Origin of the sequence: Sphingomonas sp. BK580, assembly GCF_014194975.1 — a bacterium.
Classification (GTDB): domain Bacteria; phylum Pseudomonadota; class Alphaproteobacteria; order Sphingomonadales; family Sphingomonadaceae; genus Sphingomonas.
Window position 1 is genome coordinate 226,956 of record NZ_JACIAY010000001.1, and the last position, 18,572, is coordinate 245,527.

8 protein-coding genes are annotated in these 18,572 nt (G+C 70.5%); 7 read left to right on the top strand and 1 reads right to left on the bottom strand.

Going from position 1 to position 18,572, the window contains the following annotated elements; all coding sequences use genetic code 11:
- Positions 1-313 precede the first annotated feature (313 nt).
- From FHY05_RS01050 to FHY05_RS01080, 7 genes are all read left to right on the top strand, one after another.
- Entirely contained in the window at positions 314-3,121 is a 2,808-nt protein-coding gene (locus FHY05_RS01050) for a TonB-dependent receptor (RefSeq protein ID WP_260181075.1), read from the top strand.
- Positions 3,122-3,394: 273 nt separating this feature from the next.
- On the top strand, positions 3,395-5,725 hold the full coding sequence (locus FHY05_RS01055; RefSeq protein WP_183942575.1) for a beta-N-acetylhexosaminidase: 2,331 nt from the start codon (positions 3,395-3,397) through the stop codon (positions 5,723-5,725).
- On the top strand, positions 5,725-8,319 hold the full coding sequence (locus FHY05_RS01060; RefSeq protein WP_183942576.1) for a glycoside hydrolase family 2 protein: 2,595 nt from the start codon (positions 5,725-5,727) through the stop codon (positions 8,317-8,319). The genes FHY05_RS01055 and FHY05_RS01060 overlap by 1 nt, the downstream gene beginning before the upstream one ends.
- 53 nt (positions 8,320-8,372) lie before the next feature.
- A complete protein-coding gene (locus FHY05_RS01065; protein WP_183942942.1) occupies positions 8,373-10,835 on the top strand; it encodes a glycoside hydrolase family 3 C-terminal domain-containing protein in 2,463 nt (820 codons plus the stop codon).
- A gap of 136 nt (positions 10,836-10,971) precedes the next feature.
- The gene (locus tag FHY05_RS01070) at positions 10,972-12,405 is read left to right on the top strand and encodes a glycoside hydrolase family 125 protein (RefSeq protein WP_183942577.1); all 1,434 of its coding nucleotides are present in this window, start codon (positions 10,972-10,974) and stop codon (positions 12,403-12,405) included.
- A gap of 131 nt (positions 12,406-12,536) precedes the next feature.
- Positions 12,537-14,894: a GH92 family glycosyl hydrolase gene (locus FHY05_RS01075; protein WP_311732337.1), complete on the top strand. Its 2,358-nt coding sequence runs from the start codon at positions 12,537-12,539 to the stop codon at positions 14,892-14,894.
- A 113-nt stretch (positions 14,895-15,007) separates the two neighbouring features.
- Positions 15,008-16,912 carry an alpha-L-fucosidase gene (locus FHY05_RS01080; RefSeq protein ID WP_183942578.1) on the top strand — a complete coding sequence of 635 codons (1,905 nt, stop codon included), beginning with the start codon at positions 15,008-15,010 and terminating at the stop codon, positions 16,910-16,912.
- Positions 16,913-17,097: 185 nt separating this feature from the next.
- Here FHY05_RS01080 and FHY05_RS01085 read toward each other — a convergent pair whose 3' ends face one another.
- Positions 17,098-18,555 carry a glucoamylase family protein gene (locus FHY05_RS01085; protein ID WP_409321554.1) on the bottom strand — a complete coding sequence of 486 codons (1,458 nt, stop codon included), beginning with the start codon at positions 18,553-18,555 and terminating at the stop codon, positions 17,098-17,100.
- Between the last annotated feature and the right edge of the window lie 17 nt (positions 18,556-18,572).

Genomic DNA, 18,572 nt, shown 5'->3' on the forward strand with positions numbered 1-18,572 from the left:
CGGATCACCGTAGCGTACCGGAACAGGTCCAGCGCCACAATCGCCGGCGTCCCAACGATAGAACCACTTGGCGCCGGCCCGACCGCGCCGTCGGTCGACGCGGGCTGCTCGATAAAATCTAGCGTCCGTCGACACTTACTGAAACGTGTTTGCCACGTAACCAAAGTGCAATTTTTTGTCGCATGATTGGTATACTTTGGTTATACAATGTTGAAATCGCAGGAGCGGGGTCAACCCGACGCGCGGTCGCGGGGCGAACACGGCTTTTCACATCGGGCGAGCGGTCAGGGCCGGCTCGTTCAAAGGGGAGAACATGACGATGCGTATGCGGCAATTGGTCCTACTCTCGACCGCGCTGACCGGCCTCGCCGGCACCGCGCAGGCGCAGCAGACCCCGCCCTCGACGACCCCGCCGAGCGAGGCCGCTCCGCCGGTCGACACATCGGGTGACGCCACCGGCGAGGACGTCGTCGTCACCGGCTATGCGCGCAGTCTCCGCCAGGCGATCGAGGTGAAGCGCAGTGCCAACGCGGTGGTGGACGCGATCTCGGCCGAGGACATCGGCAAGTTCCCCGATCGCAACGTCGCCGAGTCGCTCGCCCACATCCCCGGCGTGTCGATCGACCGCCGCTTCGGCGAGGGCGAGAAGGTCGCGATCCTCGGCACCGACCCGGCGCTCAACCGCATGCTGCTCGACGGCCACGCGCTCGCCTCGGCCGACTGGGGCGGCAACGACAACGACCCGTCCAGCCGTACCTTCAACTATTCGCTGCTCGCGCCCGAGCTGGTCGACCGGCTCGAGGTCTACAAGTCGCCGGAGGCACGGCTCGAGGACGGCAGCCTCGGCGGCACGGTGATCGTGCGCACGCGCCGGCCGCTGGAGCTGGAGGCCAACTCGCTGTTCGGCTCGGGCGGCTACACGTACAACGACCGCTCGGACAAGGGCAGCGTCCGCGGCTCGGGGCTGTACAGCTGGAAGAACAAGGACGAGACCTTCGGCTTCCTGGTCGCCGCCACCTATGACAAGCAGCAGCTGGTCCGCGCCGGCGTCGAGTTCTTCGGCTATGACAATAGCGCGCCCAACGCCGACGGCACGTACAACAGTCCCTTCGTCAATCGCGACAGCGCCACCGGTGCGCTCAGCCTGAAGAACCCGAACGCGACGATCAGCGGCGGCACGATCTCGGACCTGTACAAGGCGGCCTCGCCGTTCGGCATCAACTACGCCTATTTTCAGCAGCAGCGCGAGCGCACGAGCGTCTCGGGAACGGTGCAGTACCGCCCCGCCAGCAACCTGACGCTGACCCTGAACGGCCTGCACATCAACGGCAATTACAACAACTACAGCCAGGCGATGTACACCATCCCGGGCGCGTGGAGCGGCGCGGACCTGCAATCGGCGACGATCTCGAACGGGCTCGTCACCGCGGCATCGTTCGGGGCGGCGACCAGCCAGCGCAACGCGCAGGTCGATACGTTGGTGCGAGCGACCAAGCTGAAGACCGACAATCTCAACTTCTTCGCCGACTGGGAAGGCGATGACGGCGCCAAGGTGACGTTCCTCGGCGGGTGGAGCAAGGCGACCGGCGGGCGCAACCCGGAATATCTGTTCAACGTGCAGACCAAGCTGCCGTTCAGCTACGCGATCAGCCCCACCACGGCCGAGGTGAACTATACCGGTGACCTGACCAACCCGGCCAATTACTTCACCAACCCGCAGAACAACCCGGTCACGATCGAGGGCGTGCCCTACAACGTGAACGGCACGCAGCTGAACGCGGCGCAGATCGGCGGCCTCGACTACAGCGTCACCACCGACCGCGACATCTTCGGCGACTTCGACGCGACCGTCCCGCTCGGCGACGGCTTCTTCAAGCAGGTGCTGATCGGCGCACGGATCACCGATCACGTCAACAAGATCGACGCGCGCGGCATCAACACCTACCTGACCACGTCTAAGCTCGGCTCCGAGCTTGGTGTCACCACGCTGACCACGCCCGACGGCATCTTCGACGGCTCGGGCGGGTCGGGGTCGGCGACCCAATACCTCAACCTGCCGCGCGACGCGGTGATCGATATCCTGGCGAACAGCATCAACACGCCGCTGTTCACCAAGGTCGGCGGTTCGACCCGCGTCGAGGAGCGCACCGCCGCCAGCTACGTCCAGGTCAACTTCGACCAGGGCGGCCTGCGCGGCAATCTCGGCGGGCGGCTCGTGTACACGCGCGACGTCTCCTATTACGCGCTGTCGCTGCCGACGCTGGACAATCCCAATCCGGTCCCGGTGCCGACCAGCACCTCGACCGACTATCTGAAGTTCCTGCCCGCGCTCAACGTCGCCTACGAGATCAACCCGCAGGTCATCGTGCGCGGCGCGGTGGCCAAGGTGATCTCGCGTCCGCGCTATCAGGACCTCGCGGCGTCGATCACGCAGAACGACGTCACCTTCGACGCGGGCGGCGGCAACCCGAACCTGAAGCCCTATGAGTCGACCAACTACGAGGTGACCGCGGAATTCTACCCGCGCGCGGGCGCGCTGCTGTCGCTGGAACTGTATCGCCGCGAGATCGGCAACTACATCCTGTCGACCACGCTCAACAACCAGAGCTTCTACAATTCCCTCGAGGGCCGGGTGATCAACACCTATCGCCTCTCCAGCCCGATCAACGCGGGCAAGGCCAAGGTGAACGGCGTGCTGGTCAACGGCCAGGCGGAGATCTGGGGTGGGTTCGGCATCCAGGCCAACTACGCCTATCAGGACAGCTCGACCTCGGTGATCCCGGGCGTCGACGGCGAACTGAACCTGCCTTACCTCTCGAAGCACACGGTCAACGTCATCCCCTATTTCGAGAAGGGACCGTTCCAGGCGCGGGTTAGCTACAATTATCGCTCGTCCTACTTCCGCGCGATCGGCCGCCTCAACTCGTTCGAGATGGTCGCGCCGTACAACCAGCTTGACGCCTCGGCCTCGCTCGCGCTGACGCCGAACATCTCGCTCACCGTCAACGCGCAGAACCTGCTGGACGAGACCTACCTGCAATATAGCGGCACGCGCGACCGCCCGTCGGCCTTCTACAAGAACGGCCGCACCTTCGTGGGGAGTGTCACCTTCCGGATGTGAGTTCGGCTGCCATAGCTGTCGCCCCGGCGGAAGCCGGGGCCCAGGTGGGAAGGCCGGAGTGGGAGCCACCAACCTCGCCCAACTGGACCCCGGCTTCCGACGGGGCGGCAGTAAGCGAGCGCGGTTGCGCTCTTCCCATAGCTCCGGCTCTCCCCACGGGGTGATGCCATCTCCCCCAGACCGCAGCCTTTCTTTTTATGGCCGAGGCATGGACGCCCGGCGGCGCATCGGTCATGATACCTCTTAATACCAAAACGTAACCAAGGGGTGGGCATGATCCGCAGCACGCTGGGGGCCTCGATCGGGGCGGCATTGGTGATCGCGACGCCGGCGACGGCGCAGCGCGACGGTGACGTACCCAAGCTGCTCCCCATGCCGCAGTCGATCACGCGCGGAACCGGCACGCTGACGGTCGCCGCCGGCACCGGCGTGGCCGCGGAGACGCCGCTCGCCGAGCCCGCGGCCAGGCTGCTGGTCGACCACGTCCGCACCGCGCGCGGCATCGCGCTCGCCCCCGCCGAGGCCGCGACCGCACGCATCCGCTTCGTCGCCGACCCCTCGATCAAGGGGGACGAGGCCTATCGCCTCATCGTCGCGCGCGACGGCGTCCGCGTCGCCGCCTCCGCCGCGCCCGGCTTCGTCCACGGCGCGATGACGCTCGTCCAGCTGCTGAGCCCGGACGCGCGCTTCGGCCAGCCCGCGCGCGTCCCCGCGATGACGATCGAGGATACGCCGCGCTTCGCCTGGCGCGGGCTGATGCTCGACACCGCGCGCCACTTCCTCCCGCTTCCCGAGATCGAGAAGATCGTCGACCAGATGGCGGCGGTGAAGCTCAACACGCTCCACCTTCATCTCAGCGACGACCAGGGCTGGCGCTTCGAGGTGAAGCGCTATCCCAGGCTCATCGAGGTCGGCGCGTGGCGCACCCCGCCCTCCACCGGCGGCGCGGCGCCGGAACAGCGCTACGGCGGCTTCTACACGCAGGACGAGCTGCGCGGCCTAGTGCGCTACGCCGCCGACCGCGGCATCACGATCGTCCCCGAGATCGACCTGCCCGGCCACGCGCAGGCGCTGGTCGCGGCCTATCCCGAGTTCGGCGTGCTCGGCGACCGGCCCGAGACGGGCAACGGCTGGGGCATCTTCCCCTATCTGCTCAATCCCGGCCCCGAGGGCGTCGCCTTCGTCAAGCAGGTGCTCGACGAGCTGATCGACGTGTTCCCCGGCACCTATGTCCATCTCGGCGGCGACGAGGCGGTGAAGGACCAGTGGGAGCGCAGTCCCGCGGTGCAGGCACAGATCAGGGCGCTCAACCTCAAGGACGAGAACGCGCTGCAGAGCTGGCTGATCGACGAGCTCGGCACCTATCTGTCGAGCAAGGGTCGGCGGCTGATCGGCTGGGACGAGATCCTCGAGGGCGGTCTGCCGCCGTCCGCCTCGGTGATGTCGTGGCGCGGCGAGAAGGGCGCGGTCGACGCCGCGAACCAGAACCACGACGTCGTGCTCTCGCCGGCGCCGACGATGTACATCAACTATCTCCAGAGCCACCGCGCCGACGAGCCGCCCGGGCCGATCCAGGTGCAGACGCTCGCCGACACCTATGCCTATGAGCCCATGCCCAAGGGGCTCGACCCGGCCAAGGCGGGCCACGTGCTCGGCGCGCAGATGAACCTGTGGAGCGAGTATCTCGTCACGCCCTACCAGTATCAGCATTCGATCTTCCCGCGCCTCGCCGCGCTGGCGGAGAACAGCTGGATCGAGCGGCCGCGCGACTTCGCCGGCTTCCTGACGCGGCTCCAGCCGCAGGTCGCGCGCTGGAAGCGCGGCGGGGTCGAGGTGGCCGATTCCAGCGCCGCGGTCGACTTCCGGCTCGCTGGCACGCGCGGCGAGGCACTGCGCGGCAAGAAGGTCGGCCTGACGCTCGCGCAGGACGCGCCGCAGGGGACGATCCGCTACACGCTCGACGGCTCGGCGCCGACGCCGAAATCGCGCCGCTACGCCGCGCCGCTGTCGCTGCCGTTCGGGCACACGGTGCGCGCGGCGCCGTTCGACGCCGCGGGCACCGCGCTGGCCGCGCCGCGCGCGTTCGACACGGGGCGCGAGGCGCTGCTCACGCGCGTGTCGGGCGAGCTGGCGGCCTGCCCGGGCGAGACGCGCGGACTGCGCGTGCCGCTCACCGCCGACGCGACCGCGAACGCGCCGACCTATGACGTCAATATCTTCAACCTGTGCAGCGTCTATCCCGCCGCACCGCTCGACGTGGCGGGCGGCTTCACCGTCGAGGTGGCGCGGCTGGCGCGCAACCACGGGTTGGCGCACGATGTCGACAAGGTACGCCGCCACTTCAACGTCACCCCGCACGGCGAGCTGCTGGTGACGCTGGGCTGCCCCGCGATGAAGGACGGCAAGCCCGTGCCCGACGCGCCACGCCCCGTTATCGCCGCGAGCTTCCCGCTGCCCGATCCCGCGAGCGCGCCGCAGCGGCTGCGGTTCACCGGCACGCTGCCGGCGACGGAGGGCGACCGCGACCTCTGCTTCCAGTTCACCGCCCCGCTCACCGAGCCGCTCTACGCGGTCGAGCGGGTCAGCCTCACGGACCGTCGTTGATGCGTCGCACTGCCCTGCTCTGCCTGCCGCTCCTGTTCGTCACCGGCGCCGCGGCCGCCGCTCCCAAGACCGTCACCCCGCTCGACGCCGGCTGGCGCGTGCGGATCGATCCCGCCGACGCCGCCGCGGCCAGGGCGCATCCCCGCGCCGCGCGCTGGTTCGCCGCGACCGTGCCGGGCAGCGTCCAGCAGGACCTGATCGCGACGCGCCAGGTGCCCGACCCGTTCCTGCGCACCAACGAGGCCGCGATCCAATGGGCCGGGCTGGCTGCCTGGCAGTATCAGCGCGTGCTCGACGTCACGCCCGCGATGCTCCAGCGCGACCATCTCGACCTCGTGTTCGACGGGCTCGACACGTTCGCGACCGTCTCGATCAACGGCCAGGTCGCGCTCACCGCGGACAATGCGCACCGCCGCTGGCGGGTCGACGCCAAGACGTGGCTCCGCGCCGGTCGCAACGAGGTGACGATCGCCTTCGCCTCGCCCATCAGGAAGCTCCAGCCGATGGTGCTCGCCGAGGCGAACCCGCTGCCGGGCGAGTATGACTCGGCGTTCGGCGACGAGCCCAAGGGGAAGCAGACCTCGCCCTACATCCGCAAGCCCAAATACCATTACAGCTGGGACTGGGGCCCGCGCATCGTCAACATCGGCGTGTGGCAGGACGTGCGGCTGGAGGCGTGGGACGACGCGCGGCTCGACCGGATGACGGTCGAGCAGGTCGCGCTCAACGACCAGGAGGCGCGGCTCGCCGCCAAGTTCGAGGTGATCGCCGACCGCGCCCGCACCGCGACGCTGCGCGCGCAGGTGGCAGGGCCGGACGGCAAGGCCGTCACCGCCGAGCAGAAGGTGTCGCTCGCCCCCGGGCTCAACCGCGTCACCGTGCCGCTCGCGATCGCGTCGCCGCAGCGCTGGCAGCCGGTCGGCTATGGCGCGCAGCCGCTGTACCGCGTCACCGGCGCGCTGGTCGAGGACGGCACCGCCAGCGACGGCGCCGAGCGCCGCATCGGCCTGCGCACCGTCGAGCTGATCCGCGGCGACGGCGCGTTCGGCTTCCGCGTCAACGGCATCCCGATCTTCGCCAAGGGCGCGAACGTGATCCCCTTCGACAGCTTCCCGTCGCGCGTCACGGCTGAGACGATGCGCGGGCTGCTGCGCGACGCCAAGGCGGTCAACATGAACATGCTGCGGATCTGGGGCGGCGGCCACTATCTGCCCGACTCCTTCTTCGACGCCGCCGACGAGATGGGGCTGATGATCTGGTCGGACTTCATGTTCGGCGGCTCGGTCACCCCGCCCGACGCGGCGTTCCGCGAGAACGTCCGCGTCGAGGCCGAGGAGCAGGTCGCGCGCCTCTCCGGCCACCCCTCGATCGTGCTGTGGGCGGGCGGCAACGAGGTGCTGTCGGGCTGGGAGAATTGGTCCGATCGCAAGGCGTTCAAGAAGCGCGTCGGCGCGGACGAGCAGGAGCGGATCGGCACCGGCATGGCGGTGCTGTTCGATCGCGTGCTGCGCGACGCGGTGCGCGACTATGACCCGGCGGTCCCCTACTGGCCCGGCTCGCCCTCGACCGGCTACGAGGGCCCGGTGGACACCGACGCCGCGGGCGACCGCCACTTCTGGGACGTCTGGTCGGGCTCCAAGCCGGTCGAGAATTACCTCGACAGCTGCCCGCGTTTCATGAGCGAGTACGGCTTTCAGGGCGCCCCGGACCTCGCCACGATCAAGGACTTCGCGGGCACGCTGGAGCTGGCGCCGGACGCGCCGGTGTTGCGCGCGCACCAGAAGTTCCTCGCCGGCGAGGGCAACGAGCGGCTGATGTTCTACCTGCGCGAGCGCCTCGGCGAGCCGCGCGACCTGGCCGACTTCGTCTATCTCACCCAGGTCAACCAGATGCAGGCGATCGAGCTGGCCGCGCTGCATCACCGCGCCTGCCGGCCGACCAACATGGGCTCGCTCTTCTGGCAGCTCAACGACGTCTGGCCCGCGATCTCCTGGGCCAGCATCGATCACTCGGGGCGGTGGAAACTGCTCCAGTACGCCGCGCGTCGCTTCTTCGCGCCGCAGGCGATCGTGGCGGAGCATCGTGACGGCAAGCTGCGCGTCGCGGCCGTGTCCGACGCGACCCAGCCGATCGCGGCGCGCTGGCGCGTGCGCGCCTTCGCTACTGACGGCAGCGCTCTGGGCGAGCGCGGCGGCGACCTCACGCTCGCCCCGCTCGCCGCCGCCGAGGTGGCGTCGATCGCCGACGCCGAGCTGTTCGCCGCCGCCCCGGCCGAGGCGAGCTACGCCGTGGCGGAGCTCCTGATCGGCGACGCGGTGGTGAGCCGCCGCGTGATCGAGCGCGTGCTACCCAAGGCGATGCGCTGGCCCGACCCCGGGCTCAGCGCGCGCTGGGACGGGCGCAGCGTCACCGTCACCGCGCGCAAGCTCGCGCAGGCGGTGATGCTCGACTTCGGCGCCACCGCGGCGCAACCATCGGATGACGGCTTTGACCTCTTGCCGGGGGAGAGCCGCACCGTCACGATCGAGTCCGCCGCGTCGGACGCCGCGCTGAAGCGCGCGCTGGTGGTGCGCTCGCTGGGAGGAAGCAAGTGATCTGGCTGTTACTCGCGCAGGCCGCCGACCCCGTGGCCGCGACCGTCGCGGCGATGACGATCGAGGAGAAAGCGGCGCAGCTGCAGAGCACCGCGCCCGCCGATGCCAAGGCCAAGCTCCCGGCCTATGACTGGTGGAACGAGGGGCTGCACGGGCTGGCGCGCAACGGCTATGCCACCGTCTTCCCCCAGGCGATCGGGATGGCGGCGACCTGGGACACCGACCTGGTCCACCGCGTCGGCGACGTGGTCGCGACCGAGGCGCGCGCGCGCTTCAACGCGCAGCCGGTGGATGCCGACCGCCGCATCTACCAGGGGCTGACGATCTGGTCCCCCAACATCAACATCTTCCGCGATCCGCGCTGGGGCCGCGGGCAGGAGACCTATGGCGAGGACCCGTATCTCACCGGCAAGCTGGGCGTCGCCTTCATCACCGGGCTGCAGGGTCCGAACCCGCTCTATCCCAAGGTGATCGCCACCCCGAAGCATTTCGCCGTCCACAGCGGCCCGGAGGCCGGGCGCGACAGCTTCGACGTCGATCCCAGCCCGCAGGACCTGGAAGCGACCTATACTCCCGCGTTCCGGCTCGCGATCACCGAGGGCAGGGCGCGCTCGCTGATGTGCGCCTACAACTCGATCCACGGCGTGCCCGCCTGCGCCTCCTCGCCGCTGCTCAACGATCGGCTGCGGCGCGACTGGGGCTTCACCGGCTTCACCGTCTCCGACTGCGACGCGGTCGCCAACGTCCACCTCTTCCACCATTATCGCCTCGACGCCGCCGAGGCGGCCGCGGTGTCGGTACGCGGCGGCGATGATCTCAACTGCGGCAACACCTATGGCGCGCTGCCCGAGGCGGTGAAGCGCGGGCTGGTGAGCGAGCAGGAGGTCGATCGCGCGCTGATCCGCTCGCTCGAGGCGCGCCGCGCACTCGGCATCGCGTTCGGCGCGACCAGCCCCTGGTCGCGGATCGCGGCGAGCGAGGTGGGCACGCCCGCCCACCGCGCGGTGGCGCTGGAGGCGGCGCGCAAGGCGATCGTGCTGCTCAAGAACGACGCGGGTCGGCTGCCGCTCGCGGCGGGCACCAAGGTGGCGGTGATCGGCGCCAACGCCGACGACCTCGGCGTTCTCCAGGGCAATTACCACGGCACCGCGGCGCAGCCGGTGACGCCGCTCCAGGGCGTGCGCGCGCGCTTCCCCGGTGCGACCTTCGCACAGGGGTCGGTACTCGCCGAGGGCGCCCCGGTGGTGCTGCCCGAGACCGCGCTCAAGGGGCTCACGGTCGGCTATACCGCGGGCGACCGCACCATCGCGCCCACCGCCGCGCGCACGATCGACCTCGACCTCAACCGCGCCGCCCCGACGCCAGAGCTGCCGGTGACCGGCTATGTCGCGCGCTGGACGGGTGCGCTCCAGCCGCCCGCGGCGGGACGCTACCGGCTGGTGCTCGACCAGACGCAATGCTGGAAGAACTGCACCACGCACGACAGCGCGCGGCTGACGATCGGCGGGCGCGTCCTCCACGACGGCCCTCTGCCCAAGGGCCGCGTCGAGATCGACTATGACAGCGACGGCAGCGCGCAGCCGCTCGAGCTCACGCTCGACCATCGCAGCGAGGACGACAGCTTCCGCCTGCTGTGGCTGCCCCCCGCCGACGCGCTGCTGAACGAGGCCGTCGCCGCGGCGCGTGCCGCCGACGTGGCGGTGGTGGTCGGCGGGCTCTCGCCCGACCTCGAGGGCGAGGCGCTCCAGGTGCAGGTGCCCGGCTTCGTCGGTGGCGACCGTACCGATATCGCTTTGCCCGCGCCGCAGCAGCGGCTGCTCGCCGCGCTCAAGGCGGCGGGCAAGCCGATCGTGCTGGTGCTCGCCAGCGGCAGCGCGGTGGCGGTCGATCCCGCGGTGGCGGACTCGATCGTGGCGTTGTGGTACCCCGGCGAGGCTGGCGGCACCGCGCTGGCGGACGTGCTCTCGGGCGCGACGAACCCGTCGGGCCGGCTGCCGGTGACCTTCTACAAGGCGACCACCGACCTGCCCGCCTTCGTCGATTACGGCATGAAGGAGCGGACCTATCGCTATTTCACCGGCACGCCGCTGTGGGGCTTCGGCCACGGGCTGAGCTACACCCGCTTCGGCTATGACCGGGTGAGCGCGCCAGCGACGCTCGCCGCCGGCGCGCCGCTGACGCTCACCGCGCGCGTCACCAACCAGGGCCAGCGCGGCGGCGAGGAGGTGGTGCAGGCCTATGTCGTGCCGCCCGCCGCCAAGGGAGGCAGCTTCACCGCGCCGGTGCTCCAGCGCCAGCTCGCCGGCTTCCAGCGGATCGCGCTTAGGCCGGGCAAGAGCGGGACCGCGCGGCTCACGATCGACCCGCGCTTCCTCAGCGTGGTCGAGCGCGACGGTCGCCGCCACGTGCCGCCCGGCGCCTATCGCGTGTGGGTCGGCGGCGGTCAGCCGGGCGATGGAGAAGGAAGCTGGACCGACGTGACTCTAACGGGCGAGGACAAAGACCTGCCGAAGTGAAGGCGCCTCGCCTTACCACCTCGTCGCCCCGGACTCGTTCCGGGGCCTACCTCGCAGCGCACCTCGCGATCGCGGCGCGCGCGGCGCGGTGGATCCCGGACCAGGTCCGGGACGACGACCTAGGAGAAGACATAGCATGACGATCGATCGCCGCACCTTCGTGGGCGCCGCCGCGGCGCTGGCCACCGCTCCCGCCGTCGCGCGTGCCGCCACCCCCGCGGCCTTCGCCAGCAAGCGCCCGCCGCTCGGCGAACGCCGCTTCACCAGCCGCGCGGTGGAGCAGGAGATGCAGCGCGTCTCGGCCAAGATCGGCGACCCCAAGCTGCGCTGGATGTTCGGCAATTGCTACCCCAACACGCTCGACACGACGGTGCGGCTGGGCACGGTAGACGGGCGCGCCGACACCTTCGTGATCACCGGCGACATCGACGCGATGTGGCTGCGCGACAGCTCGGCGCAGGTCGCGCCCTACGTCCATCTCGCCAAGGCCGACCCGCGGCTGGCGGAGCTGTTTCGCGGGCTGATCGCGCGCCAGGCACGCTGCATCCTGATCGACCCCTATGCCAACGCCTATCTCGAGGACCCGCGCGCCAAGACGACACTGGAATGGTCGCTCAAGGACGTCACCGAGCTCAAGCTGGGCGTGGCCGAGCGCAAGTGGGAGATCGACTCGCTCTGCTATCCGATGCGGCTGGCCCTGCAATATTGGCGCGCGACGGGTGACGCGCGCCCGTTCGACGCCACCTGGGCGGAGGGCGCGCGCGCGAGCATCCGCACGTTCCGCGAGCAGCAGCGCAAGGACGGACCGGGGCCGTACCGCTTCCTGCGCGTGTCGGACCGCAACACCGAGACGATGCCGCTCAGCGGCTACGGCAATCCGATGAAGCCGGTCGGGCTGATCGTCTCGGGCTTCCGCCCGTCCGACGACGCCTGCCAATATCCTTTCCTGATCCCGTCGAACCTGTTCGCGGTGAGCGCGCTGCGCGGACTCGCGACGGTGGCGAACGAGGCCAAGCGCGACGCCGCGCTCGCGCAGGAGGCGAGCGCGCTGGCCGACGAGGTCGACGCGGCGCTGCGCGCCTACGGCACGATGAAGCTGCGCGACGGACGCGAGGTCTGGGCCTATGAGGTCGACGGCTACGGCAACGCCTATTTCATGGACGACGCCAACGTGCCGTCGTTGTCGGGGCTCTCCTATCTCGGCTGTGTCGCCCCCGACGACGCGCTGTGGCGCCGCACCGAGGCGGCGGCGTGGAGCGACGACAATCCCTATTTCTTCCGTGGCCGCGCCGGTGAGGGGATCGGCGGGCCACATGCGGGCATGCGGCAGATCTGGCCGATGTCGCTGATCGTGCGCGCGCTGTCGACCAGCGACCCGGCGGTGATCCGCACCTGCCTCAGGACGATCCGCGACACCGACGCGGGCACGGGCTTCATCCACGAGAGCTTCGACCAGGACGATCCGACCACGTGGACGCGCCACTGGTTCGCCTGGGCCAACGGGCTGTTCGGCGAGCTGATCGTGCGGCTGGCGACGACGCAGCCCGCGCTGCTGGCGGGACCGATGTGATGGGGCGGGATGAGGTCGAGACACTCGCTATGATCGGCCCCGCCCCGGCGGACGCCGGGGCCCAGGTGGGGGACGCTGGTGCCAAGTCACCACGGCTGCCCCAACCGGACCCCGGCGTCCGCCGGGGTGGTGTGGCGACTCGCACCTACGCGCCGCGCCCGGCCCGCCTCCAGCTCAGCCGCCGTACGCTGCTCGCCACCGCCGCGAGCACCGCGCTCGCCGCCCCCTTCCCGCTCGCCGCCGCGGCCCGCACGCAGCGCATCGCACCCAACCTCTTCGTCGGCACCGGCGGCGACGGCCACACCTACCCGGGCGCGACGCTGCCGTTCGGCATGGTGCAGCTCTCGCCCGACACCGACGTCGAGCGCTGGGACACCTGCTCGGGCTACCACCACGGTGACGGCTCGATCATGGGGTTCAGCCACACGCACCTGTCGGGCACGGGCATCGGCGACATGCTCGACGTGCTGCTGGTCCCCACACGCGGCCCGGTCCAGCTCACCCCCGGCCCGCTCGCCGACCCCGACGCGGGCTATCGCCAGCGCTACTCGGACGAGCTCGCCGAGCCCGGCTATTACCGGGTGAAGCTCGAGAGCGGCGTGCTCGCCGAGCTCACCGTGACCGAGCGCACCGGCTGGCACCGCTACACCTTCCCCGAGGGCGCGGCGCACGTGCTGGTCGACCTGTCGCACCTCGTCCTCGACAAGAGCGACGCCAAGCCGCTGATCGACGAGGCCTCGCTCGCGCTCGATGCCGAGGGCACGCTGACCGGCAGCCGCCGCGTCCATCGCTGGGCCAAGGGGCGGCGCGTCCATTTCGCGCTCCAGCTCTCGCGCCGGCCCGACCGGGTCACATTCTACGGCGACGACGACGAGGAGCAGCCTGCCGGCGCCGGCGGCGTGCAGGGCAAGCGCGTCAAGGCGGTGCTCCACTTCGACGAGGCCGGGGGGGCGCCGCTGCTCGCGCGCTGCGGCATCTCCGCGGTCGACGTCGCGGGCGCGCGCGCCAACCTCGCCGCCGAGGCGCGCGGCTGGGACTTCGACGCGGTCCGCCGCGCCGCCGCGCGCCGCTGGGCCGAGCAGCTCGGCGCGATCGCGGTCGAGGGCGGCAGCGCCGATCAGCGCGTCATCATGGCCTCGGCCTTGTACCACGCGATGGTCGCGCCGACGCTCTTCTCCGACGTCGACGGCCGCTATATCGGGCTCGACCGGAAGCCGCAGCGAGTCCCCGCGGGCGAGCGCGCCTTCTCGACCTACTCGCTGTGGGACACGTATCGCGCGCTCCACCCGCTGCTGACGCTCGTCGCGCCCGATCAGGCCGGCGCGCTGGTGCGCGACCTCGTCCGCCAGACGCAGCAGAGCCCCTATGGTCCGCTCGTCTGGCCGCTCCAGGGCATCGAGACCGGGACGATGATGGGCTGGCACGGCGTCTCGGTGCTCGCCGAGGCGCAGGCCAAGGGCATCCCGGCCGATTATGCCGCGGCCTGGCCGGCGATCCGCAAGCGCTCGTTCGACTTCGCCGCGCCCGATCTCGACAACAGCAAGGGCCGCGACCTGTACGACGCCAAGGGCTATGTCCCGGCCGACGCCTGGTTCGAGAGCGTCAGCCGCACGCAGGAATATGCGTATGACGACTGGGCCTCGTCGCACCTCGCGCGCGCCGCGGGGCAGAGCGCCGACGCCGAGCGGCTGGCGAAGCGCTCGGGCAATTGGCGGAACGTGATCGATCCCTCCATCGGCTTCGCGCGCCCGCGCTTCACCGACGGCAGCTGGTGGAAGGACTATGACCCGATCCAGCTCGGCCACATGCCCAAGCCGTGGTGGCGCGACTACACCGAGGCGAACGGCTGGCAGGCGACCTTCCTCAACCAGCACGACGTCTACGGACTGATCCGGCATATCGGCGGCGACCAGGCGTTCGAGGCCAAGCTGGACGCGCTGTTCACCGCCCCCTCGACGCTGCCCAAGAACGCGCCGCCCGACATCGCCGGGCTGGTGGGCCAATATGCGCACGGCAACGAGCCCGACCAGCACGCGCCCTATCTCTACGCCTATGTCGGCGCGCCGTGGAAGACGCAGGCGATGGTACGGCGACTCTGCGTCGAGATGTACCAGAACGCGCCCAAGGGCGTGATCGGCAACGACGACTGCGGTCAGATGAGCGCCTGGTTCGTGTTCTCGGCGCTGGGCTTCTACCCGGTCGATCCGGTCGAGGCGGCCTATGTGTTCGGCTCGCCGCTGTTCGAGCGCGCGACGCTGCGGGTCGGTGACGGCAGGCGGCTGGTGATCGAGGCGCCGGGCAACCGCGCCGACACGCCCTATGTCGCCGCGGTAGCGTGGAACGGTCGGCCGTGGAGCAGGAGCTGGATCAGCCACGCCGAGTTGGTGAAGGGCGGTACTCTGCGCTTCACGATGAGCGCGACGCCGGTGCGCGGCTTCGGCCGCGCCATGGCGGACCGGCCGCCGTCGTTCGGGCGGGTGCCCTCATGACGCGGTGCCCCGGCGCAGGCCGGGGCCGACTTGAGGGACGTCGCCGCTCTCCCCGACCCGATACTGCGCCCCGGCCTTCGCCGGGGCACTAGCTCTTCACGCTGGAGCCGCCCATGACCGACCTCACCCGCCGCGCGTTGCTCGCCGCCGGTGCCGCCACCGCCGCGCTTCCGGCCGCCGCGCAGCGCGTCGGCGCGCCCAGGCCCTGGGGCGCGACGCCGTCGCGGCGTCAGCTCGCCTGGCACGCGCGCGAGCAATATGCCTTCGTCCACTTCTCGATCAACACCTTCACCGATCGCGAATGGGGCTACGGCGACGAGAGCCCGGCGTTGTTCAACCCCACCGACTTCTCCGCCGACCAGATCGTCGCCGCGGCCAAGGCGGGCGGCATGCGCGGCATCATCCTCACCGCCAAGCACCACGACGGCTTCTGCCTCTGGCCGACCCGGCTGACCGAACATTGCATCCGCAACAGCCCGTACAAACAGGGCGAGGGCGACATCGTCCGCGAGATGGAGCAGGCGACGCGGCGCGCCGGCCTGGCCTTCGGCCTCTACCTCTCGCCGTGGGACCGCAACCATCCGGAATACGGCCGCCCAGGCTATGTCGACTATTTCCGCAAGCAGGTGGTCGAGCTCTGCACCAACTATGGCGAGCTGTTCGAATTCTGGTTCGACGGCGCCAACGGCGGTGACGGCTATTACGGCGGCGCGCGCGAGGCACGGAAGATCGACGCGCCGAGATACTATAACTGGCCCTCGATCGTGGCATTGGTCCACCAGCACCAGCCGATGGCGTGCACCTTCGACCCGCTCGGCGCCGACGTGCGCTGGGTCGGCAACGAGGACGGCGTCGCGGGCGACCCATGCTGGCCGACCATGCCCAACCACCCCTACGTGCAGAGCGAGGGCAACTCGGGCGTGCGCGGTGCGCCTTTGTGGTGGCCGGCCGAGACCGACGTCTCGATCCGCCCGGGCTGGTTCTACCACGCCGACGAGGACGCCAAGGTCAAGGATCCGGCGCGGCTGCTGCGGCTGTACGACGAGTCGGTCGGGCGCGGCACCAACCTCAACCTCAACCTGCCGCCCGACCGCCGCGGCCGGCTCCACGATCATGACGTCGCGGTGCTCAAGAGCTTCGGCGACGCGCAGGCGGCGACCTATGCGACCGATCTCGCGCGCGGCGCGGTGGCGCACGCCAGCGCCGAGCGCGCGCCGGCCTTCGCCGCGGCGCGCGTGCTCGACGGGCGGCGCGACACCTATTGGTCGACGCCCGACGCGGTCACCACCCCCACGCTGACGCTCGACCTGCCGCCGGGCCGCGCGTTCGACGTGATCCGCCTGCGCGAGCATCTCCCGCTCGGCGTGCGCGTGACCCGCTTCGCGGTCGACCTCAAGGAAGGCGGCGCCTGGCGCACGGTCGCGGAGCACCAATGTATCGGCGCGCAGCGGATCATCCGCCTGCCGCGGCCGAGCGAGGCGCGGCGCCTGCGACTGCGCGTGGTCGAGGCGCCCGCCTGCCCCGCGATCAGCGAGATCGCGCTGTTCCGCCAGGTCGCGCCGGTTGCGGTGGCGCCGGTGCGCTCGTCCGACCCGACGGTACTCGCCAAGGACAAGTGGCGCATCGTCGCGGCGAGCGGCGCCGGCGCCGAGGCGCTGATCGACGGCGACGCGGCGACGCGCTGGACCGTCCCCGCGCCCTCCCCCGCCGCGCCGGCGAGCGTGACGATCGATCTCGCCGCGGCGGTGACGCTGACCGGCTTCAGCCTCACGCCCTCGCGCACCGTGGCGAAGGATACCGCGCCGCCGCGCGGCTATCGCTGCGAGACCAGCGCGGACCGCACGAGCTGGCAGCCCGCGGCCAGCGGCGAGTTCGGCAACATCGCCTATGCGCTGTCGACGCAGCGGGTGACGTTCACGCCGCGCCGCGCGCGCTACCTGCGCGTGACCTTCGACGCGGTGGCGCTCCCGGCGTCGCAGCTGACGGTGGCGGAGATCGGCGCGTTCGGGGAAGCGTGAGCAGGGCGGCAGGCGCTCGCCAGACACGCCGTCGACGCCCGTCATGTCGGGCCTGACCCGGCATCCATGTTGCCGCGAGCGCCGCGACCGTCGGCGCGCGGACGGGCGGATCCCGGCTCAAGACCGGGATGACGAGGCGCGGAAGGGAACAGGCGTCGCCGAACTACCCCCAGGCGACGGCGCGCTCAGCTCCCCATCCACCCGCCCTTGAAGCCGGCACGCTCGAGCCCGGCGCGGATGTACGGGTTGCGCTGCATCGTCTTCCAGATCAGTCCGCTGCGCCAATTCTCGATCATGCAGGCGATCGGCCCCTGGTCGATGCCGAGATAGTCGCTCGCCACCCAGCCCACGCCGGGGACCACCTTGCCGTGCTTGAGCGGTACGTCCGGCAGCGTCAGCGTCGGGTTGAAACTGTCGAAGAAGCCGTACTGACCGTAGATCGCGGTGCCGTAGCGCTGGTACATCTCGCGCGCGGCGGGAAGCACGATCTCGGGCGCGAAAGCGATCGAGCCGAGCGCCGCGGTCGGGGCGATCGTGCCGTCGTCGCGGTCGCCGGGTCCGCGCGCCGAGTAGGAGAAGAACTCGCGGTTGCGCCCGTCGATCTCGCGGACGAAGTCGCCCGGGCCATCACACGCGGTGAGGCCCCAGACGTTCTCGTCATAGCCGCGCCAGCCCGGCGGGTTGTTGATGCAATAGCGCCGCTGCGCGTAGGTGGCGCGGCGGCTGTTCTCGAAATAGTCGAGCCCGCGCCGAATGGAGTAGGCGTCGCGCACGCCGCGGAAGTCGAGCCACACCTGGCTGTACTGGTGGCCGAACAGCGGCGGGAAGGCGGTGAAGGGGTTGTCGTACTTCTCGTCCCACGAGGGGTCGAAGCGCGCGGTCCACTCGTCCCAGGTGGTGGGCGGCAGCGCGTGGGTCGGCGATCCGAGCGCGAGCACGTAGAGGATCAGGCTCTCGTTGTAGATGTTCCAGTCGGAGCCGATGAAGCCGCTCTCGGGGTGCCAGCCCATCGCCACGAAGGGCGCGCGCGGCGTGATCCAGTCCCATTCTACGCCGCGGTAGATCTGGTCCGCGAGGTCGCGGATCTGCTTCTCGCGCGCGTCGGTCGGGTCGTCGAACCAGGTCTGCGCGAACAGCACGCCGCCGAGCAGCAGCGCGGTGTCGATCGTCGACAGCTCGCAGCGCGCGAAGCGGTGGCCCTTGGTGGTGCCGAGGAAGTGATAGAAGAAGCCCTTGTAGCCGCTGGTGTCGTCCCCCGGCCCCTGCGGCGCCTCGGCGAAGAAGCGCAAGGTGGTGAGCGTCCGCTCGGCCGCCGCCGGCCGCGTGATCCAGCCGCGCGTCGCCGCGATCGGATAGGTGGTCAGCGCGAAGCCGACCGCGGCGATCGAGGCGAAGCTCGGGGTGGGCCAGCGATCGGGAGCGAGCCCCATCACCTGGTCGGTGGTGTTCCAGAAGAAGCTGACGGTACGCTTCTGGATGTCGTCCATCAGCGGGTCGCTCGCCGAGGCGGGGGTGGTGCCCAGTTCGGGCAGCACGCCGGGGAAAGCGAGCCGCGGGACACGCGGTGCCGGGGCAGTACATCCCCCGGCGAGGGCCGCGCCGCCCCACGCGGCGGCGCGCAGCATATCACGTCGGTCGAGGATCATGCACCTCCTGCGAA

Excerpts from the sequence above, each read along its gene's own strand:
- FHY05_RS01050 (WP_260181075.1), top strand. The coding sequence starts at position 314 with ATGACGATGCGTATGCGGCAATTGGTCCTACTCTCGACCGCGCTGACC.
- FHY05_RS01055 (WP_183942575.1), top strand. The coding sequence starts at position 3,395 with ATGATCCGCAGCACGCTGGGGGCCTCGATCGGGGCGGCATTGGTGATC.
- FHY05_RS01060 (WP_183942576.1), top strand. The coding sequence starts at position 5,725 with ATGCGTCGCACTGCCCTGCTCTGCCTGCCGCTCCTGTTCGTCACCGGC.
- FHY05_RS01065 (WP_183942942.1), top strand. The coding sequence starts at position 8,373 with ATGACGATCGAGGAGAAAGCGGCGCAGCTGCAGAGCACCGCGCCCGCC.
- FHY05_RS01070 (WP_183942577.1), top strand. The coding sequence starts at position 10,972 with ATGACGATCGATCGCCGCACCTTCGTGGGCGCCGCCGCGGCGCTGGCC.
- FHY05_RS01080 (WP_183942578.1), top strand. The coding sequence starts at position 15,008 with ATGACCGACCTCACCCGCCGCGCGTTGCTCGCCGCCGGTGCCGCCACC.